We start from the raw sequence: 18,917 nt of genomic DNA, 5'->3' as shown, positions 1-18,917 counted from the left end.
TGATAAATAAGTCACAAGTCTGATACACGGAGAGTTAACTTGTGGTAAAATGGACTTTGACTTTTAAAAAAAGAAAAGGAAGTGAGTGCCTGGTGGATTTTATTACGTACATCATTGATTTTATTTTGCATATTGACCAACATTTAGTGGAGATTATAAACAATTTTGGAATTTGGACTTACATCATTTTGTTCTTGATTGTTTTCATAGAAACTGGCCTAGTAGTATTTCCGTTCTTACCAGGGGATTCATTACTATTTGCCGCGGGAGCTTTATCCGTGTTGGACGGTTCAATTTTACATATTGTGCCTCTAATTATCACACTTTGGTTAGCAGCAGTCATCGGGGATTCAGTAAACTATCAAATCGGTAAAAAAATTGGAACTTCCATACCAGAAGATAGTTGGTTTGGGAGATTAATAAACCAAGAAAAAATGGAAAAAGCAGAGGCGTTCTTCAATAAACATGGTGGAAAAACGATTTTCATTGCTAGATTTATGCCTTTCATTCGTACATTTGCACCGTTTGTTGCGGGGGCAAGTCGAATGAATTATCGTTATTTCATCAATTATAATATATTAGGAGCAACTGTTTGGGTTCTACTTTGTACACTTGCAGGCTACTTCTTTGGTAATTTCCCAATCGTTAAAGACAACTTCTCATTAGTTGTGATCGGAATCATCGTAGTTTCAGTAATTCCGATGGTAGTTTCCTTTATTAGAAGTAAAATGACTCAAAAAAACGCGGATTAATTTCCGTGTTTTTTTATTTCCCGGGAAATGTATAAATGATAAGTTTTGGGGTAATTGTTTAGGAAGAGGTGGTAGAAATGGAAAATGGTTTAAATATTACATCCGAAATTGGTAAACTGCAAACCGTCCTTGTAAAAAGGCCCGGTTCTGAGTTGGAAAATATCACGCCAGAATATCTAGAGTCGTTATTATTCGACGACATACCTTACTTAAAAATGATGCAGAAGGAACATGATTTTTTTGTCAAAACGATGCAAGACTCGAATATTGAAGTACTCTACTTAGAAAAATTAGCAGCAGAAGCGTTAAAAGAAGCTAGTAATAAAGGACATTTTTTAACGAAAATGATTAAAGAATCCAATCAAATGGATGAAAGTGCTCTCTATGTACGTGATTATTTGATGGCTTTTGATGAAGAAGAAATGATTAAAAAACTGATGTCCGGATTGAAAAAATCAGAAATTCCAGAACGAAAAAAGAAACATTTAAATGAAATGATGGACGAACAATATCCGTTTTTCTTGGATCCGTTACCTAATTTATATTTTACACGTGATCCGGCTGCAGTCATTGGTAGTGGTGTAACAATTAACAAAATGTTCCAACCTGCAAGAAGACGAGAGTCACTATTTATTGAGCTCATTTTAAAACATCATCCTCGTTTTAGTGGTCAAGAAATCCCGATATGGTCTGGTCGAGAAGAGCCTTTCCCATTAGAGGGCGGAGATGAGCTCATTTTGAATGAGGAAACGGTTCTCGTTGGTGTTTCCGAGCGAACTGATGCGCGCGCGGTTGAGCGGCTAGCAGAAAGTTTATTTAGTCGCGCTCCAAAAATCAAGCGAGTACTAGCAGCTGAAATACCAGAAACAAGATCATTTATGCATTTAGATACAGTTTTTACAATGGTCAATTTTGCACAGTTTACAATTCATCCCGCTATTCAAAACCAGCAAGGCGAACTAAATGTCTATATTTTAGAAAAAAGTGAGAACGGGCTAGAAATTACTCCGCGTAGAGATTTTAAGCGTGTAATTGCCGAAGTTCTAGGTGTGCCAGAAGTTGATTTTATTCCTTGTGGCGGAGAAGATGTGATTGTTTCAGCGAGAGAGCAGTGGAATGATGGTGCTAATACGCTTGCGATTGCGCCGGGAGAAGTAATTACATATGATCGAAATCACGTATCAAATGACCTTTTAAGAAAGGCTGGTATTAAGGTTCATGAGGTAATTAGCTCGGAGCTTTCTAGGGGGCGCGGGGGTCCTAGATGTATGACAATGCCGATAACTAGGGAAAATCTAAAATAAGCTTTGAAAAACTGGTATTTCCCCTCAAAAAACGACTTTCACAAAAAGTATTGTCGCTGTTTTTAAGATATGCTATAGTGTTTTCAAACCAGAAATTTTCGAGAAATATCTTGCTGGTTAGTTTGCGCTATGATATAATATTTTATTGTGAGTAATTATAAATTATTCCTTGCTCGCTCTTGATTTTAAGGCTTGCTAAAGGCAGTCTGAATTTCAGGGATATGGTGTGATTACATACCTTATCAGAGCCGCTTAAGACCACAAGGAGGTGTAGAGTAGATGGCTAGAAAGTACGAAATTATGTACATTATTCGCCCAAACATTGAAGAAGATGAGAAAAAAGCTGTTGTTGAACGCTTTGACGGAATCTTAACTGAAAATGGCGCGGAGATCATCGAATCAAAAGAATGGGGTAAACGTCGCTTAGCATACGAAATCAATGACTATCGTGATGGTTTTTACCACATCGTGAAATTGAATGCTGACAAAGCAGATTCTATCAACGAATTTGACCGTTTAGCAAAAATTTCTGATGATATCGTTCGTCACATGGTAATTAAAGAAGAAGCATAAGAATTTATTCAAGGCTAGGACCTTGATTTACTAAACGAGAGGAGGTTGGTTTTGCATGATGAATCGTGTAGTACTTGTAGGACGCTTAACAAAGGATCCTGAATTACGTTACACTCCAGCTGGTGTGGCCGTTGCGACTTTTACATTAGCTGTAAATCGTACGTTCACTAACCAACAGGGAGAACGAGAAGCTGACTTTATTAATTGTGTTGTTTGGCGTAAACCAGCAGAAAACGTTGCTAATTTCCTGAAGAAGGGAAGCATGGCAGGCGTTGATGGCCGGGTTCAAACTCGTAATTACGAGGGAAACGATGGCAAACGTGTTTATGTGACAGAAATTGTAGCTGAGAGTGTTCAATTCCTTGAGCCGCGCAATTCTAATGGCGGTGGCGGAAATAATAACTATCAAGGCGGAAATAACAACAATAATTATAATAACGGTGGAAATAACTTCGGACAAGCACCTACTAATAACGGTGGATTCGGACAGGACCAGCAACAATCTCAAAATCAAAATTATCAATCCACTAACAATGATCCTTTTGCAAGTGATGGTAAGCCAATCGACATTTCTGATGACGATTTACCATTCTAAATTCATTTTAGCGGTTTGAACTTTAAGATAGGAGGAACTTTCAATGGCTGGAGGACGCAGAGGCGGACGCCGTCGGAAAAAAGTATGTTACTTTACTTCCAATGGTATTACGCATATCGATTATAAAGATGTAGAACTTCTTAAAAAATTCGTTTCCGAACGTGGTAAAATTTTACCTCGTCGTGTAACTGGAACAAGCGCTAAATATCAACGTAAACTTACTGTTGCTATCAAACGCTCTCGCCAAATGGCATTACTACCATTTGTTGCTGAAGAAAAATAAGTTAACTATTAACAGTCTAGAATTTATTTCTAGGCTGTTTTTTGTTAAATGGAGACTTTATGCGGAGGAAACTTAGGGCTTAAGTTGGACGTTTAGCATCTTACATTCATGTTATTCTTAAATAGAAGTAAAAAAATACACAGGTGGCAACAAAAATGTATAAAAAATTAGCAACAGTAGGGGTGGCAGTATTATTAGTAGGAGCACTATCTGCGTGTAGTTTTAATGATGATAAGGATACTTCTTCAAGTAATAGCAGTAAAGAAACTACTAGTAGCAAAAGTAACAACGATAAAAGTTCATCCGATAGCTTGCAAAATAAAAGCTTCGATATGAGTTATGAAGACGCGGTGAAAGCATTTAAAGATAAACATAGTGATGCAGAAATTTCTAGCGTTGAATTAGAGAAAAACTTGGGAAAATATATTTATAAAGTAGAAGGTATCTCAAACGATAATGAGTACGAAATGAAATTTAATGCAGAAACAAAAGAAGAATTAGCTGACGAAACCGATAAATTAGATAAAGAAGATACAGGTGGAGTAGAAAAAGAAAACGAAAAAATCAGCTTAGATGGAATTAAATCACCAAAAGAAGCAATGGACAAAGCCGTTAGCGAGCAAGCAGGCGATGTAACAAGTTGGAAAATAGAAAGAGAATTAGATACAACTTATTATGAAGTAACTGTAAAACAAGGTAACAATAAATACGAAATTAAGTTAAATTCAAAAACATTAGATGTCTTACAAACAGAACAAGATGACTAAAAACACGAAAAGTTACCTGTGATTATTCTTTCGCAGGTAGCTTTTTTTATGAATAATATTACTAAAGTTAAAGGTTAATATAGTCTTTTGTTACTATTCAGAGGTACTTTTTACACGTTTGAAAATTCTGAAATGTATCCAAAAAATCGGCATTTTTGCTGTTTTTGAGTCGTTCATGACAAGAATCGGACATTTCATTACATTTTTGGTTATAATGGCTAAATTCGTTGTAAAATGTTAGTGGAGGTGAATTAGTTGAGTAATTTTACTGCAAAAGTACCTTTGTCAGAAAGAATGGCGGATGTTTTGATTTCAAAAGATCGCTGGAAAGATGACGAAGAAGGTTATTTAAAAGTAAAATATGGGCTGGAGATAATTTTAATTAACGTCATGAAGTTTGCAATCGTATACGGTATTGCCTTAGTAACAGGGTTATTACTGCAAACAGTGACAGTGCATCTGTCATATTTATGGCTCAGACGGTATTCTTTTGGATTACATGCGACCAAAACATTGAACTGTACACTAATTAGCTTAACAATGTTTGTGCTTGCACCTTTTATTTTCCAAAATATACCTTCTAATAATTGGATTGTTTTAGGCACATTTGCATTTATACTACTCAACATGTTTTTATTCGCTCCGGCAGACACAGAAAGTTTGCCTTTAATCGGTGAAGAACACCGGAAAAAACTAAAAAGAAAAGCGATGATAGGAACGCTAATTTTAACGGGAATTGCGTTACTAATACCATTCGCAGAGATGAAAACATTAATCATGGTAGGATCTTTGTTTCAGGTGATAAGTATTAATCCACTTACTTACAAACTATTGAAAAGGAGGTATCGGAACTATGAAAAATATGAATAAATCAGTTGGTAAATTCCTTTCTAGAAAGCTAGAAGAACAATCCATGAAAGTTGCGGATTCTTCTATGAGTAAAGCTTGTTTCATGTTTGTATACGAACCAAAAAGTCCATTTGTGAAAATGCAAGAAAAAAACGAAAATAAATAAATTTAAAACTGTATAACATCAAAATTCATGCTAAAATAAAAAGAAGGCAAACTTACATATTTAAACATAGATATTTTAGACAGTGGAGGATTAATATGTTTAGTATTTTGATGGCAATTATACAGATAACGGGTATTTTTATAGCAATCCAGATTTTGACAAACAAAGTTTTTTCAATTAAAGAGGGATTGGTTACTATAGCAATTGCTATGCTAGCCTTCCCTTTATTTACATTAGTTCAATACTGGTCGATGATTTTTGTGTTGATTGTTTTTGTAAGTGCCTTATATTGGAAAAATAAAAATGTGATAGTTTCAGGTTCTATTACGCTTGTGGTCATTATTTTGCTTACTATCAGTGATTCTATAGTAGGTTTTATTTTAGTACCGGGCTTGAACTTTAAATATGATGAAATATTTAATGAATTGTTACCAACACTAATTTACTGTGCGGGAATGCTGGCGAACTTGTTGGTATTTTCGTTTATTCTTAGAAAATTGATTGAAAAAGTTAATATTTCTAGATTTGTTGAACATAGAAAATATGCGTACATTATTTTTTCTATCGTGGCTCTTACTGTCTTAGCGTTCTATATGAACATATATGCAGGGTCAATCGCAGGTTTCGATGGATCAGTTTTGAAAATTAATACGCTTATTTTTACAGGATATACCATTTTGTTAATAGTTATTGTGACGGTTGTGATTAACACTGCAACCAATGAACTTAAAGTACAGAATCAGAAGGAACAGCTAGAACAGTTACAGGATTATGTTACTACATTAGAGTCCCTGCATAGAGAAATGCGCGTTTTTCGTCATGATTATGTGAATATCCTGTCAACGCTTGTAGGATATATTGATAACGATGATATGCCGGGTTTGAAGTATTACTTTGAAAATAATATCGTACCTATAAATAAAACAATTGAATCTAACAACTATAAAATTTCTTTGCTTCAAAATATTCATGTGATTGAACTGAAAGGCTTATTGGCGGTTAAGTTAATACGAGCCCAAGAGTTGAAAATTGATGCAATTTTAGAAGTAGTTGAACCGATTGATAAGATTTCGATGGATAGCATAGATTTATGCAAAGTTGTCGGGATTTTACTGGACAATGCTGTTGAAGCGGCGCTAACTTGTGAAAATCCAGTTATTCGAATCGCGTTTGTGAAGAAGGGTGATAGCATTATTATTGTGTTTGCGAATAGCTTGCCAGTAAATATGCCACCGATTTATAAAATATTTGAAGAAGGTTTTTCCACAAAAGGAGAGGGTCGTGGTTTAGGACTTGCTAGTTTGCGGGAGATTATGAAGAAATATTCGCACGTTGCCTTAGATACAAAAGTGACTAATAGAGAAGTTATTCAAGAATTAGAAATTATGTAGAAGAATGGGGATGATTTTATGCTACCGGTTTTTATATGTGAAGATAATAGGATGCAGCGAGAAAGGTTAACAAAATATATTGAAGACTATATAATGGTTGAACATTTTGATATGAAGTTGGAACTTTCAACAGGTGATCCGTTTGAGTTAGTATCACGAATGCCTAGACATCAAGGTATGGGACTGTATTTTCTTGATATTGATTTAGGTCAACCGGACATGAATGGCTTTGAATTAGCTCAAGAAATCCGGAAATTCGATCCACGCGGTTTCATCATTTTCATTACGACACATGCTGAACTAAGTTATATGACTTTCACGTACAAGGTGGAAGCGCTTGATTACATTATTAAAGATGATATTGATATGTTGCATGACCGTGTTTTAGCTTGTATGAAGCAGGCAGAAGAACGAATCTCTAACGACCAAGATATGCAGAAGTATTTTACCTTTAAAGTTTCCGATAAAAAGATTATTCATGAACTTTTAGACGATATTTTGTTTTTCGAAACAGCGCCTACGATTCATAAAGTGATTTTACATGGCAAAAATCGCCAAGTGGAATTTTATGGTAAGTTGAAAAGTATTGAGAAAATGTTGGATGAATCTTTTTATAGGTGCCATCGCTCGTATATTGTGAATAAGAAAAATATCCACGAACTCGATACGACAAAAGGCGTGGTGAAGATGTCTAACGGAGAAAATTGTTATGCATCATCGAAACTAATTAAAAGTTTGAGTTTATAAAAGTGGCCTTAAGGGTCGCTTTTTTTGTACGAACGTCAGCTTGAATTTGATGAAATGGGGAATTATAGGTAAAATAATAGTGATGAATTGTTAGTTAATTTTATGTTATGATATAGATACTCAAATTCAGACAAAAGGTATGTAAAAAAATGGGGAGCTGGATGAAATGTCAGGCTATTTTCAAAAACGAATGCTTAAATATCCATTATACGGTCTGATTGCAGCGACAATTATTTTGAGCGTAATCACGTTCTTTTTTTCGTGGTGGTTATCGGCGTTAGTAGTTGTTGGCGGAATTATTCTTACAGTTGCGATGTTTTACTTTGAATATCGCCTAAATGAAGACGTTCAATTGTATGTGTCTAATTTAACGTATCGGATTAAGCGCAGTGAAGAAGAAGCGCTAGTTGAAATGCCGATGGGGATACTTCTGTATGATGAACATTATAAAATCGAATGGGTTAACCCGTTCATGTCCAAATACTTTGATAAAACTGAGCTAATTGGTGAATCTTTGGAAGAAGTGGGACCGGAATTTCTGGATGTAATAACTGGAAATGATGAAAAAGGAATTATGTCAATTGCTTGGCGTGAACATCGCTTTGATACGATTGTAAAGCGTAAAGAGCGAATTTTGTACTTATACGACCGAACGGAGTATTATGATTTAAATAAGAAATTTCAAGCGAATAAATCAGTATTTGCGGTTATTTTCTTAGATAATTATGATGAATGGGCGCAGGGTATGGATGATAGACGCCGTAGTGCCCTAAATAACTTAGTGACATCGATGTTGACTAACTGGGCCAGGGAGCACCGTATTTATTTGAAGCGAATTTCGACAGACCGATTTATGGCTTTTTTGACCGAAGAAATGTTGAAGCAATTGGAGGAAGAGAAGTTTCAAATCTTGGACCGAATTCGTGAGCGGACGTCAAAACAAAATATTCCGCTGACTTTAAGTATTGGGATTGGTTATAAGGAAGATGATTTGATTAAGTTGGCAGATTTGGCTCAGTCAAGCTTGGACCTTGCTCTAGGGCGAGGCGGAGATCAGGTCGTAATCAAACAACCTGAAGGAAAAGTTAGATTTTATGGTGGGAAAACGAATCCGATGGAAAAACGGACTCGAGTTCGGGCACGCGTTATCTCGCAAGCTTTGCAAGAACTAATTACGCAAAGTGACCAAGTTTTTGTTATGGGGCATCGCTATCCGGATATGGACGTAATTGGGTCAAGTCTAGGTGTAATGCGAATTGCTGAAATGAACAATCGGAATGCTTATGTGGTCGTTGAACCTGGCAAAATGAGTCCTGATGTGAAGCGACTAATGAATGAAATTGAAGAATATCCAAATGTGATTAAAAACATTGTGACTCCACAAGTTGCGCTGGAAAATATCACAGAGAAGAGTTTGCTTGTCGTAGTTGATACGCACAAACCTTCGATGGTTATTAATAAGGAACTGCTTGATTCTGCTACGAATGTGGTCGTTGTCGATCATCACCGTCGTTCAGAGGAATTTGTTGGTAATCCGGTTCTGGTTTATATTGAGCCATATGCGTCATCTACAGCGGAACTTATTACGGAGCTATTTGAGTACCAGCCTGATTTAGAACAGGTTGGGAAAATTGAAGCGACAGCATTACTTTCGGGAATTGTTGTTGATACGAAAAACTTTACGCTTCGAACTGGTTCAAGAACATTTGATGCGGCGAGTTATTTACGATCGCTTGGAGCAGATACAATTTTAGTGCAACAATTTTTAAAAGAGGATATAACTACTTTTACACAGCGGAGTCGTTTAGTAGAGTCGCTTGAAATTTATCATGATGGTATGGCAATTGCGACTGGACATGAAGACGAGGAATTCGGCACGGTTATTGCAGCTCAGGCAGCAGATACGATGCTTTCAATGGAAGGTGTGCAGGCATCCTTCGTTATCACGCTACGTCCAGATAAATTAATAGGAATTAGTGCAAGGTCGCTTGGACAAATCAATGTGCAAGTCATTATGGAAAAACTAGGCGGTGGTGGACATTTATCGAATGCAGCCACACAGCTTAAAGATGTTACAATTGCAGAAGCAGAAAAACAATTAATTAGCGCCATTGATGCGTATTGGAAGGGAGAAACATAATTATGAAAGTTATTTTCTTAAAAGACGTAAAAGGTAAGGGTAAAAAAGGTGAAACAAAAAATGTTGCAGATGGTTATGCAAACAATTTTTTAATTAAAAATGGTTACGCGGTTGAAGCTAGCAATGCGGCTTTAAGCACACTTTCCGCTCAAAAGAAAAAAGAAGATAAATTAGCTGCTGAAGAATTAGCTGAGGCAAAAGCTTTGAAAGAAAAAATGGAAAAATTAACAGTGGAATTAAAAGCGAAGTCTGGTGAAGGCGGTAGATTGTTTGGTTCCATTACATCTAAACAAATTGCTCAAACACTTGAAAAAACGCATGGTATTAAGGTAGACAAACGCAAAATGGATCTACCAGAAGCAATTCGAGCTTTAGGACACACAAAAGTGCCTGTGAAGCTGCACCACGAAGTAACGGCAACACTTGATGTACATGTAAGTGAAGAATAATTTTTCTTAAGGGAGCGTAAGACAGTGGATAATAATTTCCAGGACAGAACACCACCACAAAATATTGAAGCCGAACAAGCTGTACTGGGCGCGATATTTCTTGAGCCAAATGCGCTGATTACTGCTTCTGAAATTTTAATGCCGGATGATTTTTATCGAACTGGTCACCAAATCATTTTTGAAACGATGCTTGATTTGAATGACCACGGGAAGGCTGTCGATGTTTTAACAGTATATGAGGCACTTGCTGCCAAAGGTAATTTAGAAGATGCGGGCGGTTTGCCTTATTTAACGGAATTATCCGGTGCTGTACCAACTGCGGCTAACTTGGAATACTATGCCCATATTATCGAGGACAAGGCACTTCTGAGACGTTTAATTAGAACTGCTACCCAAATTGCAACAGATGGTTATTCGCGCGAAGACGAGCTGGACATGCTTATGGACGAAGCGGAAAAGAGTATCTTGGAAGTTTCGCAACGTAAAAATGTTGGTGCATTTAAGAATATTAAAGATGTCCTAGTTAAAACTTATGATGATATTGAAATTTTGCATAATCGTAAAGGTGATATTACTGGTATTCCGACTGGATTTAACGAGCTGGATAAAATGACAGCTGGATTTCAGCGGAATGATTTAATTATTGTTGCGGCGCGTCCTTCTGTTGGTAAAACAGCATTCGCCTTAAATATCGCACAAAATGTTGCAACAAAAACAGACGAGAATGTAGCCATTTTTAGTTTGGAAATGGGTGCGGAACAACTTGTTATGCGTATGCTTTGTGCGGAAGGTAATATTAATGCGCAGAATTTGCGGACAGGTGCTTTAACGAGTGATGATTGGCAAAAACTGACAATTGCGATGGGTACACTTTCTAATTCTGGTATTTATATTGATGATACGCCGGGTGTTCGGGTGAATGAGATTCGTTCCAAGTGCCGTCGTTTAAAACAAGAAACAGGTCTTGGTATGATCGTAATCGACTACTTGCAACTTATTGCGGGGAGCGGTCGTGGCGGTGAAAATAGGCAACAAGAGGTTTCTGAGATTTCTCGGTCGTTAAAAGCTTTGGCGCGGGAACTTGAGGTACCAGTAATTGCCCTTTCACAGTTGTCTCGTAGTGTAGAGCAACGTCAAGATAAACGTCCAATGATGTCAGATATTCGTGAATCGGGTTCGATTGAGCAAGATGCGGATATTGTAGCCTTTTTATACCGGGAAGATTACTATGATCGGGAAGGTGAAAATGACGGTACGATTGAGATTATTATTGCAAAACAACGTAATGGTCCGGTCGGTGACGTGAAATTAGCCTTTGTAAAAGAATACAATAAGTTTGTGAATTTAGAAGTGCGTTACGATGACGCAATGGCTTAATAAGGAAACCTTGTGAAATTCTAATTAGATTTGGAGTTCGCAAGGTTTTTATTTTATGCAAAAAGGTATCGTATTACTATTAATGGACTTTGAAATTCCCGTAAAATGATTAAAAAAGCGAACGATAAAATTACCTTACAAATCAATGTTCGTAAATCCATTGACTATTTTGGTGGCAAACGGTACAATGTATAGTGGAAAATGAAGAGGCTATGAAAAAATCATAGCTATCAAAGACCAATTAAATGAGGTGTTTAAATGTCTTCAGTTGTTGTTGTAGGAACACAGTGGGGCGATGAAGGAAAAGGGAAGATTACAGATTTTCTTTCCGAGAATGCAGAAGCGATTGCTAGATATCAAGGTGGGAACAATGCGGGCCATACAATTAAGTTTGATGGCGTAACGTACAAATTGCACTTAATTCCATCAGGTATCTTTTACAAAGAAAAAATTAGTGTTATTGGTAACGGTATGGTTGTTGATCCAAAAGCTTTAGTGGAGGAATTAAAATATCTTCATGACAAAGGCGTGGATACTTCTAATTTGCGTATTTCTAACCGCGCGCACATTATTTTACCGTATCACATTCGGATTGATGAAGCTGACGAAGAACGTAAAGGCGCAAACAAAATCGGTACAACGAAAAAAGGTATCGGGCCGGCATACATGGATAAAGCAGCTCGTGTTGGTATTCGTATTATCGATTTACTAGATAAAGAAACTTTTAAAGAAAAATTAGAGCATAATCTTGGTGAGAAAAACCGTTTACTAGAACGTTTTTATGAGCTAGAAGGCTTTAAATTAGAAGATATTTTAGATGAGTACTACGAATATGGTCAACAATTTAAAAACTATGTTTGTGATACGTCAGTTGTTTTAAATGATGCATTAGATGATGGTAAACGTGTGTTATTTGAAGGAGCGCAAGGGGTTATGCTTGATATTGATCAAGGAACATATCCATTTGTAACTTCAAGTAATCCGATTGCTGGTGGCGTAACAATTGGTAGCGGTGTTGGCCCATCGAAAATCAATCATGTGGTTGGTGTTGCAAAGGCATATACAACTCGTGTTGGAGATGGTCCTTTCCCAACTGAATTATTTGATTCTATTGGTGACACTATCCGTGAAGTTGGCCATGAATATGGTACAACTACTGGTCGTCCGCGTCGTGTAGGTTGGTTTGATAGTGTGGTTGTTCGTCATGCTCGTCGTGTGAGCGGATTAACCGATTTATCCTTAACTCTACTGGACGTTTTGACAGGAATTGAAACACTTAAAATCTGTGTAGCGTACAAGTTAGACGGAAAAACAATTACAGAATTCCCAGCAAGCTTGAAAGACTTAGCTCGTTGTGAACCTGTTTATGAAGAACTTCCTGGTTGGACAGAAGATATTACTGAAGTGCAATCATTAGATGACCTACCAGTAAATTGTCGTCATTACATGGAACGCATTGCTCAACTTACAGGTGTGCAAGTTTCTATGTTCTCTGTAGGTCCTGACCGCGCGCAAACTCACGTTGTTAAAAGCGTGTGGCGTTTAGCTTAATATTACTACAACCTAAACTCTCTGAGGATTTTCCTTGGAGAGTTTTTTTGATGTTATTAATAGGAAATATTGCTCCTGGCAAGGACTTTTTCTTTAAAATCACTGTGTATCATTTGTATATTTAAAAGTTGTAAAAGTTAACAAAAATAAGTTCTGTTTGTGAAAAACGCATCTTTTTATAGAAATAGGATTCCACAAAAATACCTAATAACGTTGAAATGAAGTGGTTTTGTTCGTTTTTATGTCACAATTTCTTTTGTGAATTCATGATATAATTTGATTGTGATAGCTTATTCACAATAGATAATAAGAGGAGATGAAGTGAATGTCAGGTCAAATTCGTATGAGTCCAAGCGAACTACGTGATCGCGCGAAAACTTACGGTCAAAGTGGTCGAGATATTGAGGATATTCTAAGTCGTTTAAGTCAACTACAAGATCAACTACGTAGCGAATGGGAAGGTCAAGCTTTTATGCGTTTTGATGATCAATTTGAGCAATTAAAACCAAAAGTAACTGAATTCGCAAACTTAATGGATCAAATTAACGATCAACTTGAGAAGACAGCAAACGCAGTAGAAGAGCACGATCAACAACTTTCTCAAAACTTCGGATTCTAAAAATCATTAAACAGTAAAGCATACATACAAATACCGTTGGATGCTTTACGAAAAGCCATGCAGTTTTTTGCATGGCTTTTTCTAAAATAGAAAGCTTATGTCTAAAAAGGCATTTATATAAAAAAAGACACAGCGGGAGTGGACATGAATGAAAAAAGTAAAATGGAGTATTTTACTCTTTTTAGTCTTGGCGATTTTTTTATCGGCAGGAATTACTTATTTAGCCTTGAATCAAGGGGCTAGTAAGGGTGATAAAAATAATACGGAAAAAGCGCATAAAATGACTATCGCGCTTGTTAATGAGGACCAAGGAGACACATTCCAAGGAAAACGGGCAGAATTTGGAAATCAATTTGTTAAAAGTGTTGAAAAAGACGAAGAACATGAATGGTACGTTGTAAGTCGCGGTGTTGCGGAGAGCGGCTTAAAACGAGATGTATACAATATGATGATTGTTATTCCGAGTGATTTTTCTAAAAAAGCATTATCTATGACATCAGAGGCGCCAGAAAAAGTAACCATTAGTTACAAAGTAAATGACGTTGGAAATAGCGACCTAAAAGCAGAAGCAGAAAAAACAGCTGCGTCTGTATTGGAAGATTTCAACACGCGTATTATTGATGTTTATTTTGCGAGCATTTTAACCACGTTACAAGAAGCACAAGACAATATTGGCACATTAGTAAAAGAAGAGAAAAAATATGATGCAATTTACAACAAAGATATAAACAATCCCCTTTCAAATTACACAAAACAATTTAAAACAGTAGAAGATTATACCGGAGCCTCCAAAGAGAGTTTTCAGGGTTTCCAAGAGATTATGAAGGCTTTTGAAGAAAGCTTAAATCTCGCTAAAAAAGAAAATGCGGAACATATGAAGAATATGGATGCTTTTACAAAAACGCAAGAGGAAAATGGTCCACTTCGAGCCGGATTCGCGGAAAATTTACAGACATTTGATGGAACTTTGACTGCGGAAGATATTAGAACGCAAACAGTCGCTTTAGAAAGAGCCAATGATCAGATGACTTCAGAATTCCAGATTATAGAAGGAAACAATTCGTTACTCACCCAGACTCAAGCGTTACAAAGCTACATTGCAGAAACGAATGCTCGTATTGAAGCGTTAGATGCTGAGATCATCGGAACGCTCGAAAATGATTTCCGTACAGCAGTATATAACGACTTGTTACGCATTCTACAAGAAAACGAGTACTCTGATAGATTGAATGAAATTGGTCTTAAAGATTTAGCTGGCGAGGATATTAATGCTGGTTTTAACAATATGATTGTGAAAACTATCAAGGCTTTACCGACATACAATACGGACCAATTAGCTTCAATCGGACTTGACGAGGAGTTATATAAAAATATTGTAACCATTTCAAAAAAATATTATAGCAGTCATCGCAATGCTTTTGGTGATAATTTCAGCATCACAAATGAAATGAAAACTCTACCAACAGATACGCTAAAAAGTGACGCTATAAACAAGCTGAAATCAGAAGGCGTGGCGCTAGAAAGTAATGCAATTACTTTAGAAGGAAGTGAATATGCTTCTGAAATTCTCCTAACATTAGATGAAAATTTTTCATTTGAAAATGTTGTTGGGGTTGTAAATGGAGATGCTCAAACGGGATTAGTTCAAGTGGCTCCTTATGGTGAAAATGGCTTAAGACTTACTATTCCAGCTCTAGGGACGCTGGTTGAAATTAAGGTTACGGGGACAGCGAAATTAAAAGAGGGCGCAAGTGTGCCTTTAGTTGGGGCAGTGAATTGGACAGCTTCCTTGCAACAATATGAAAAACAAGAATATCCTCAAATGCCAACGATTCCAATTGGTTTAGATCCCTCTACTCCAGAAAGTTCGCTCGTAGTTAGAAAAGAAGTTGTACCTATTAAAGTCACAGAGCCTACGTATCTTAACGAAACAAAAACCTCTGTAAAAGCTATTACTAATACAGTGAAAGATTATTATAAGTTGCAGGCGTTGTTTGATTTGTATTACGGAATTGACGCAAGTGACTCAGCACAGCTACCGGATTTTAGTAATTATAGTATTACCTTAGAAAACTCTGCGAAAACGTCTTCGTATTACTACATTTTTAATAAGGAAGATGTTATTAGTAATTTTGTAAATCTTACAACAGACCGATTTGTAGCGGATTATAAGAAAAAAATTAATGCATTCAAACAACGGATTGATGATTATAAATATACAATGGCCGAAGCGAATTCGCGCTCAGAAGATGTCACTAACAGGCTCACTGAGACAACCGAACAGGCAATAAATTTAAATACCAATTTAGCGCTAACTTTAGAAAATCTAGAATCTTGGCGAAATGCAAGTAAGGATTTAATAAAAGAAAATGATGTAGTTTTAGATAAAACGGGTGAGGAAGCTACGATGGCGCTTCAACTAAATTCTGAATTTGCCGGACTTTTAGCGGAAAGTGAATCACTTGCTGGGACGTCTGAAGGCAACTTAAAGTCGGCGGAAGTTGTCTATGAAACTTTTGATGCGATTGATAAGGAAGCGAAGAATATTCAGCAAAGCGGTGAAACCCTAGTTAAAGAAGCTTCTACTTTATCGGAGGACTTAGGAGAAAAACTGAAAGATGATGAAACTTTCCAGAAAAATTTCGCTAAAGTTATGGAAAATAGCCGTATTGGCGATCGGCAAAATGAAAATCTCTACAGTTTCTTAAGTAATCCAGTAGATAAAATGAATGCGGGAACTATTGTCGCTGGAGATAAATCAATGCCGTACTTCATGGTTCTAATTTGTACAATTTTGGCGATTTTCACAAGTTATGTTATTTCTCACCAAGAGAAGAAACGCCAGCAACTAAATGAATTTGAAAAAGAAATGTCCATTGTCTTTAAAAATATTCCAATCACGTTTTTGATGATATGTGTTGGAATAATTGAAGGCTTAGTAATCGGCGCTATTTCTGGCTTTATTTTTGATTTAGGCGAAATTGGGATTTTCCTATGGATTGGGGTTTGTTTACTGATTATGATGGCGCTTGTTACTGCATTTTCGTACGTACTACGCCAATTAAACATGATTGGAATGTCGATTGTTTTACTCGTTTTGAGTTTGTATCTATTTTTAACAGATGCGGTTGGACTTAATATCGATAATGAATCAATTTTTGCGACCTTTAGGAAATTTTCGCCACTACAATATATGGAACAGTTGCTGAATGGAATTTTAAGTATGCAACAAGATTACATTATTATTGTATACAGTTTGATTGGCGCGACACTAGTGTTTACGGGGCTTAACCTTTTCGTTTGACACCGTTCTAATAAAGAAGATGCAGAGGAGGATTCAGATGAAATTTAATATTGCAGTATTTATTGTATTGATTTGTTTCGCTTTTTCTCCTAGTGTCCTCGCTGCGGATTCGGATAGTTATCTTGAAAATAGTGGAAAAATGGACATTAAAACAGATCGTCTTCAAAAGACAAATGAAGAAAAGACCAAAGAACTGGAAGACATGGAAGAAACAGAGCTTGATAAACAAGGTATTCCACTTTTTACAGATGAAATGGATGAAAAGATAGCGAAACAAAAAGCAACAGAAAAAGCTGAGTATGACCGGATTAAAGAGTCGTTGTTTGAAGAAGAGCCAACTGCTGGTGAAACGGTTAAAAAGACAAAAGAAAAATTATTTGCTGAAGAATATGAAACGAAGGCTGCAACAAATGAAACGACGGTTACGGAAACAATCACAGAAGATGAAACTAAAAAGACAAAGCAAAAAACAGTTGGTGGAGCAATTGCTGGAACACTTTTGGCTTTAGCTGGCGGAATTTATGTGGCGGCGCGTAATGTATTTGAATAGAAAGCGGGGAAAACGAAATGGCTAAAAATACACATATGAATGTGACGGTTGATTTCACTAATTGGGGTGCGGATAAGTATGATTTACGCATCCCAGTCCATCAACCAATTAAAGCATTAATTATTAATTTGGCAGAAACACTCAAAATAGAATATAAAGATTTATCCAAATGTACGATAAAAACGACGAATAAAGCTATTTTACTAAGCGATGATGATAAATTAACTAATTTTCAAATTGCTGATGGCGACATTTTAGAAATTTTATAGAAAAAAAGGAGAATGAAAACGATGAATAAGACAACAGAAATGGACGGAACAGCTTACGATTTTACTTATGAGGATTTAGCGTGGAGTGTAACGTTTCCTAAATCAAAAACACATGCAAAAGAACTAGCGCAACTAGAATTATTAGAAAAACCAGCTGCTCATTTTGTTCCGGCAAAAATTACGAGCGATAGCGATTCCTATACGATTTCTTATGAGATTGCTCAACATACATATGGCTTTGAGCAAGTTCGCAAAATGGAACGTGAGGACAAGCTACGAGCGTTGCGGAATATTGCGGATTTAAGTGAATTACTGAATACACGCTATACTTTTTTCTTACATCCCGATAATTTGATTTTTGATATAAATTTAGTCCCGAGTGTTGTTCACCGCGGGATTAAGAATATTTTACCACCATATGAATTGACCGAAGAAATGTTCTTTAAGCAATATCAGTGTTTTGCGATTGCGCTGTTTTCCAAGAAGTTTTCTTTTGAAAATTTATATAATGGCTCGCTTTCGGGTGCTAGAGGAACTCAGTTTGAAAAAAGTATTTTAGATGCAAAAACGATTCAAGATATTGCTGATATTTTAGAAGAAGCTTATGTGAAAGAAAATAAAACTGTGAAAAAGAATATGGCAATTGTTCCAAAGAAAAAATACGGAACTTTTCGCGGACTTGCGGTTGGTTTTATTATTGTAGCGATTTTACTTGCCATTCCAGTGAGCTATTTCGCGTTCATCAAAGTGCCTCTTCAAAACGATTTACTCACAGCGAACGAAAATTTTCTTAAAACAGACTACGACAAAGTAATTACGGGGCTTGAGAATGTGGATCCTGAAAAAATGCCGCAATCAGTGCAGTACGAACTTGCTTATTCCTACGTTAACGGCGAAAAAATGAGTGATAAAAAGAAAGAAAACATTATGAATACCATCAGTTTGAAATCAGATCAGAAAAATTTACTTTACTGGATTTATAATGGTCGCGGTGAATTTGGTAAGTCACTAGATATTGCGAAACTTTTAGATGACCCAACACTTGCAATGTACAGCTTAACGAAACAAATTGAACAAGTACAAAGTGATACAAAACTTAGCGGCGATGAAAAAGTAGAAAGACTAAAAACGCTAGAAGAAAATTTAAAAGAATATGATGAAAAAGTAAATGCAAAAACGAAAGAAACAGATGCATCAACAAATACAGAAGCAAAATAAGGGAGACTGAACC

19 protein-coding genes are annotated in these 18,917 nt (G+C 36.3%); all 19 read left to right on the top strand.

Going from position 1 to position 18,917, the window contains the following annotated elements:
- Window positions 1-92: 92 nt before the first annotated feature.
- Window positions 93-752 carry a DedA family protein gene (locus tag AC4PG8_RS10655; RefSeq protein ID WP_492170405.1) on the top strand — a complete coding sequence of 220 codons (660 nt, stop codon included), beginning with the start codon at window positions 93-95 and terminating at the stop codon, window positions 750-752.
- 77 nt (window positions 753-829) lie between these two features.
- The gene (arcA, locus tag AC4PG8_RS10650) at window positions 830-2,056 is read left to right on the top strand and encodes an arginine deiminase (RefSeq protein WP_492170345.1); all 1,227 of its coding nucleotides are present in this window, start codon (window positions 830-832) and stop codon (window positions 2,054-2,056) included.
- A 279-nt stretch (window positions 2,057-2,335) separates the two neighbouring features.
- Window positions 2,336-2,629, top strand: a complete 294-nt coding sequence (gene rpsF, locus AC4PG8_RS10645; RefSeq protein WP_003718123.1) for a 30S ribosomal protein S6 — start codon at window positions 2,336-2,338, stop codon at window positions 2,627-2,629.
- Between the two features lie 55 nt (window positions 2,630-2,684).
- Window positions 2,685-3,224 (top strand): single-stranded DNA-binding protein, encoded by a 540-nt coding sequence (ssb, locus tag AC4PG8_RS10640; RefSeq protein WP_003759533.1) that lies wholly within the window; start codon window positions 2,685-2,687, stop codon window positions 3,222-3,224.
- Window positions 3,225-3,267: 43 nt separating this feature from the next.
- A complete protein-coding gene (gene rpsR, locus AC4PG8_RS10635; RefSeq protein WP_003721669.1) occupies window positions 3,268-3,507 on the top strand; it encodes a 30S ribosomal protein S18 in 240 nt (79 codons plus the stop codon).
- A 155-nt stretch (window positions 3,508-3,662) separates the two neighbouring features.
- Window positions 3,663-4,274: a PepSY domain-containing protein gene (locus tag AC4PG8_RS10630; protein WP_003759535.1), complete on the top strand. Its 612-nt coding sequence runs from the start codon at window positions 3,663-3,665 to the stop codon at window positions 4,272-4,274.
- Between the two features lie 255 nt (window positions 4,275-4,529).
- On the top strand, window positions 4,530-5,144 hold the full coding sequence (locus AC4PG8_RS10625) for an accessory gene regulator ArgB-like protein (protein ID WP_003764750.1): 615 nt from the start codon (window positions 4,530-4,532) through the stop codon (window positions 5,142-5,144).
- A complete protein-coding gene (locus tag AC4PG8_RS10620) occupies window positions 5,128-5,289 on the top strand; it encodes a cyclic lactone autoinducer peptide (RefSeq protein ID WP_003721672.1) in 162 nt (53 codons plus the stop codon). The genes AC4PG8_RS10625 and AC4PG8_RS10620 overlap by 17 nt, the downstream gene beginning before the upstream one ends.
- Before the next feature lie 95 nt (window positions 5,290-5,384).
- Window positions 5,385-6,680 (top strand): sensor histidine kinase, encoded by a 1,296-nt coding sequence (locus tag AC4PG8_RS10615; RefSeq protein ID WP_010990170.1) that lies wholly within the window; start codon window positions 5,385-5,387, stop codon window positions 6,678-6,680.
- 18 nt (window positions 6,681-6,698) lie between these two features.
- Window positions 6,699-7,427: a LytR/AlgR family response regulator transcription factor gene (locus AC4PG8_RS10610; protein WP_003759538.1), complete on the top strand. Its 729-nt coding sequence runs from the start codon at window positions 6,699-6,701 to the stop codon at window positions 7,425-7,427.
- 166 nt (window positions 7,428-7,593) lie between these two features.
- Window positions 7,594-9,567: a cyclic-di-AMP phosphodiesterase PdeA gene (pdeA, locus tag AC4PG8_RS10605; protein ID WP_003772681.1), complete on the top strand. Its 1,974-nt coding sequence runs from the start codon at window positions 7,594-7,596 to the stop codon at window positions 9,565-9,567.
- A 2-nt stretch (window positions 9,568-9,569) separates the two neighbouring features.
- Window positions 9,570-10,016 (top strand): 50S ribosomal protein L9, encoded by a 447-nt coding sequence (gene rplI, locus AC4PG8_RS10600; RefSeq protein WP_003772680.1) that lies wholly within the window; start codon window positions 9,570-9,572, stop codon window positions 10,014-10,016.
- Between the two features lie 24 nt (window positions 10,017-10,040).
- Window positions 10,041-11,393 carry a replicative DNA helicase gene (gene dnaB, locus AC4PG8_RS10595; protein ID WP_003721677.1) on the top strand — a complete coding sequence of 451 codons (1,353 nt, stop codon included), beginning with the start codon at window positions 10,041-10,043 and terminating at the stop codon, window positions 11,391-11,393.
- A 258-nt stretch (window positions 11,394-11,651) separates the two neighbouring features.
- Window positions 11,652-12,944, top strand: coding sequence for an adenylosuccinate synthase (locus tag AC4PG8_RS10590; RefSeq protein WP_492170344.1), 1,293 nt, complete (start codon window positions 11,652-11,654; stop codon window positions 12,942-12,944).
- A gap of 325 nt (window positions 12,945-13,269) precedes the next feature.
- Window positions 13,270-13,563 carry a WXG100 family type VII secretion target gene (locus AC4PG8_RS10585; RefSeq protein WP_003759554.1) on the top strand — a complete coding sequence of 98 codons (294 nt, stop codon included), beginning with the start codon at window positions 13,270-13,272 and terminating at the stop codon, window positions 13,561-13,563.
- A gap of 148 nt (window positions 13,564-13,711) precedes the next feature.
- Entirely contained in the window at window positions 13,712-16,867 is a 3,156-nt protein-coding gene (esaA, locus tag AC4PG8_RS10580; protein WP_492170343.1) for a type VII secretion protein EsaA, read from the top strand.
- A gap of 37 nt (window positions 16,868-16,904) precedes the next feature.
- Window positions 16,905-17,417: a type VII secretion protein EssA gene (gene essA, locus AC4PG8_RS10575; protein WP_010990172.1), complete on the top strand. Its 513-nt coding sequence runs from the start codon at window positions 16,905-16,907 to the stop codon at window positions 17,415-17,417.
- A gap of 17 nt (window positions 17,418-17,434) precedes the next feature.
- Window positions 17,435-17,686: an EsaB/YukD family protein gene (locus AC4PG8_RS10570; RefSeq protein WP_003759563.1), complete on the top strand. Its 252-nt coding sequence runs from the start codon at window positions 17,435-17,437 to the stop codon at window positions 17,684-17,686.
- A 21-nt stretch (window positions 17,687-17,707) separates the two neighbouring features.
- A complete protein-coding gene (gene essB / locus AC4PG8_RS10565) occupies window positions 17,708-18,904 on the top strand; it encodes a type VII secretion protein EssB (RefSeq protein ID WP_492170342.1) in 1,197 nt (398 codons plus the stop codon).
- Window positions 18,905-18,917 lie beyond the last annotated feature (13 nt).

It is taken from the genome of Listeria sp. MAN/IMW/UF555 (assembly GCF_058684075.1).
Note: the sequence above shows the minus strand (reverse complement) of the source record. Positions and strands in the feature narration are given on the sequence as shown.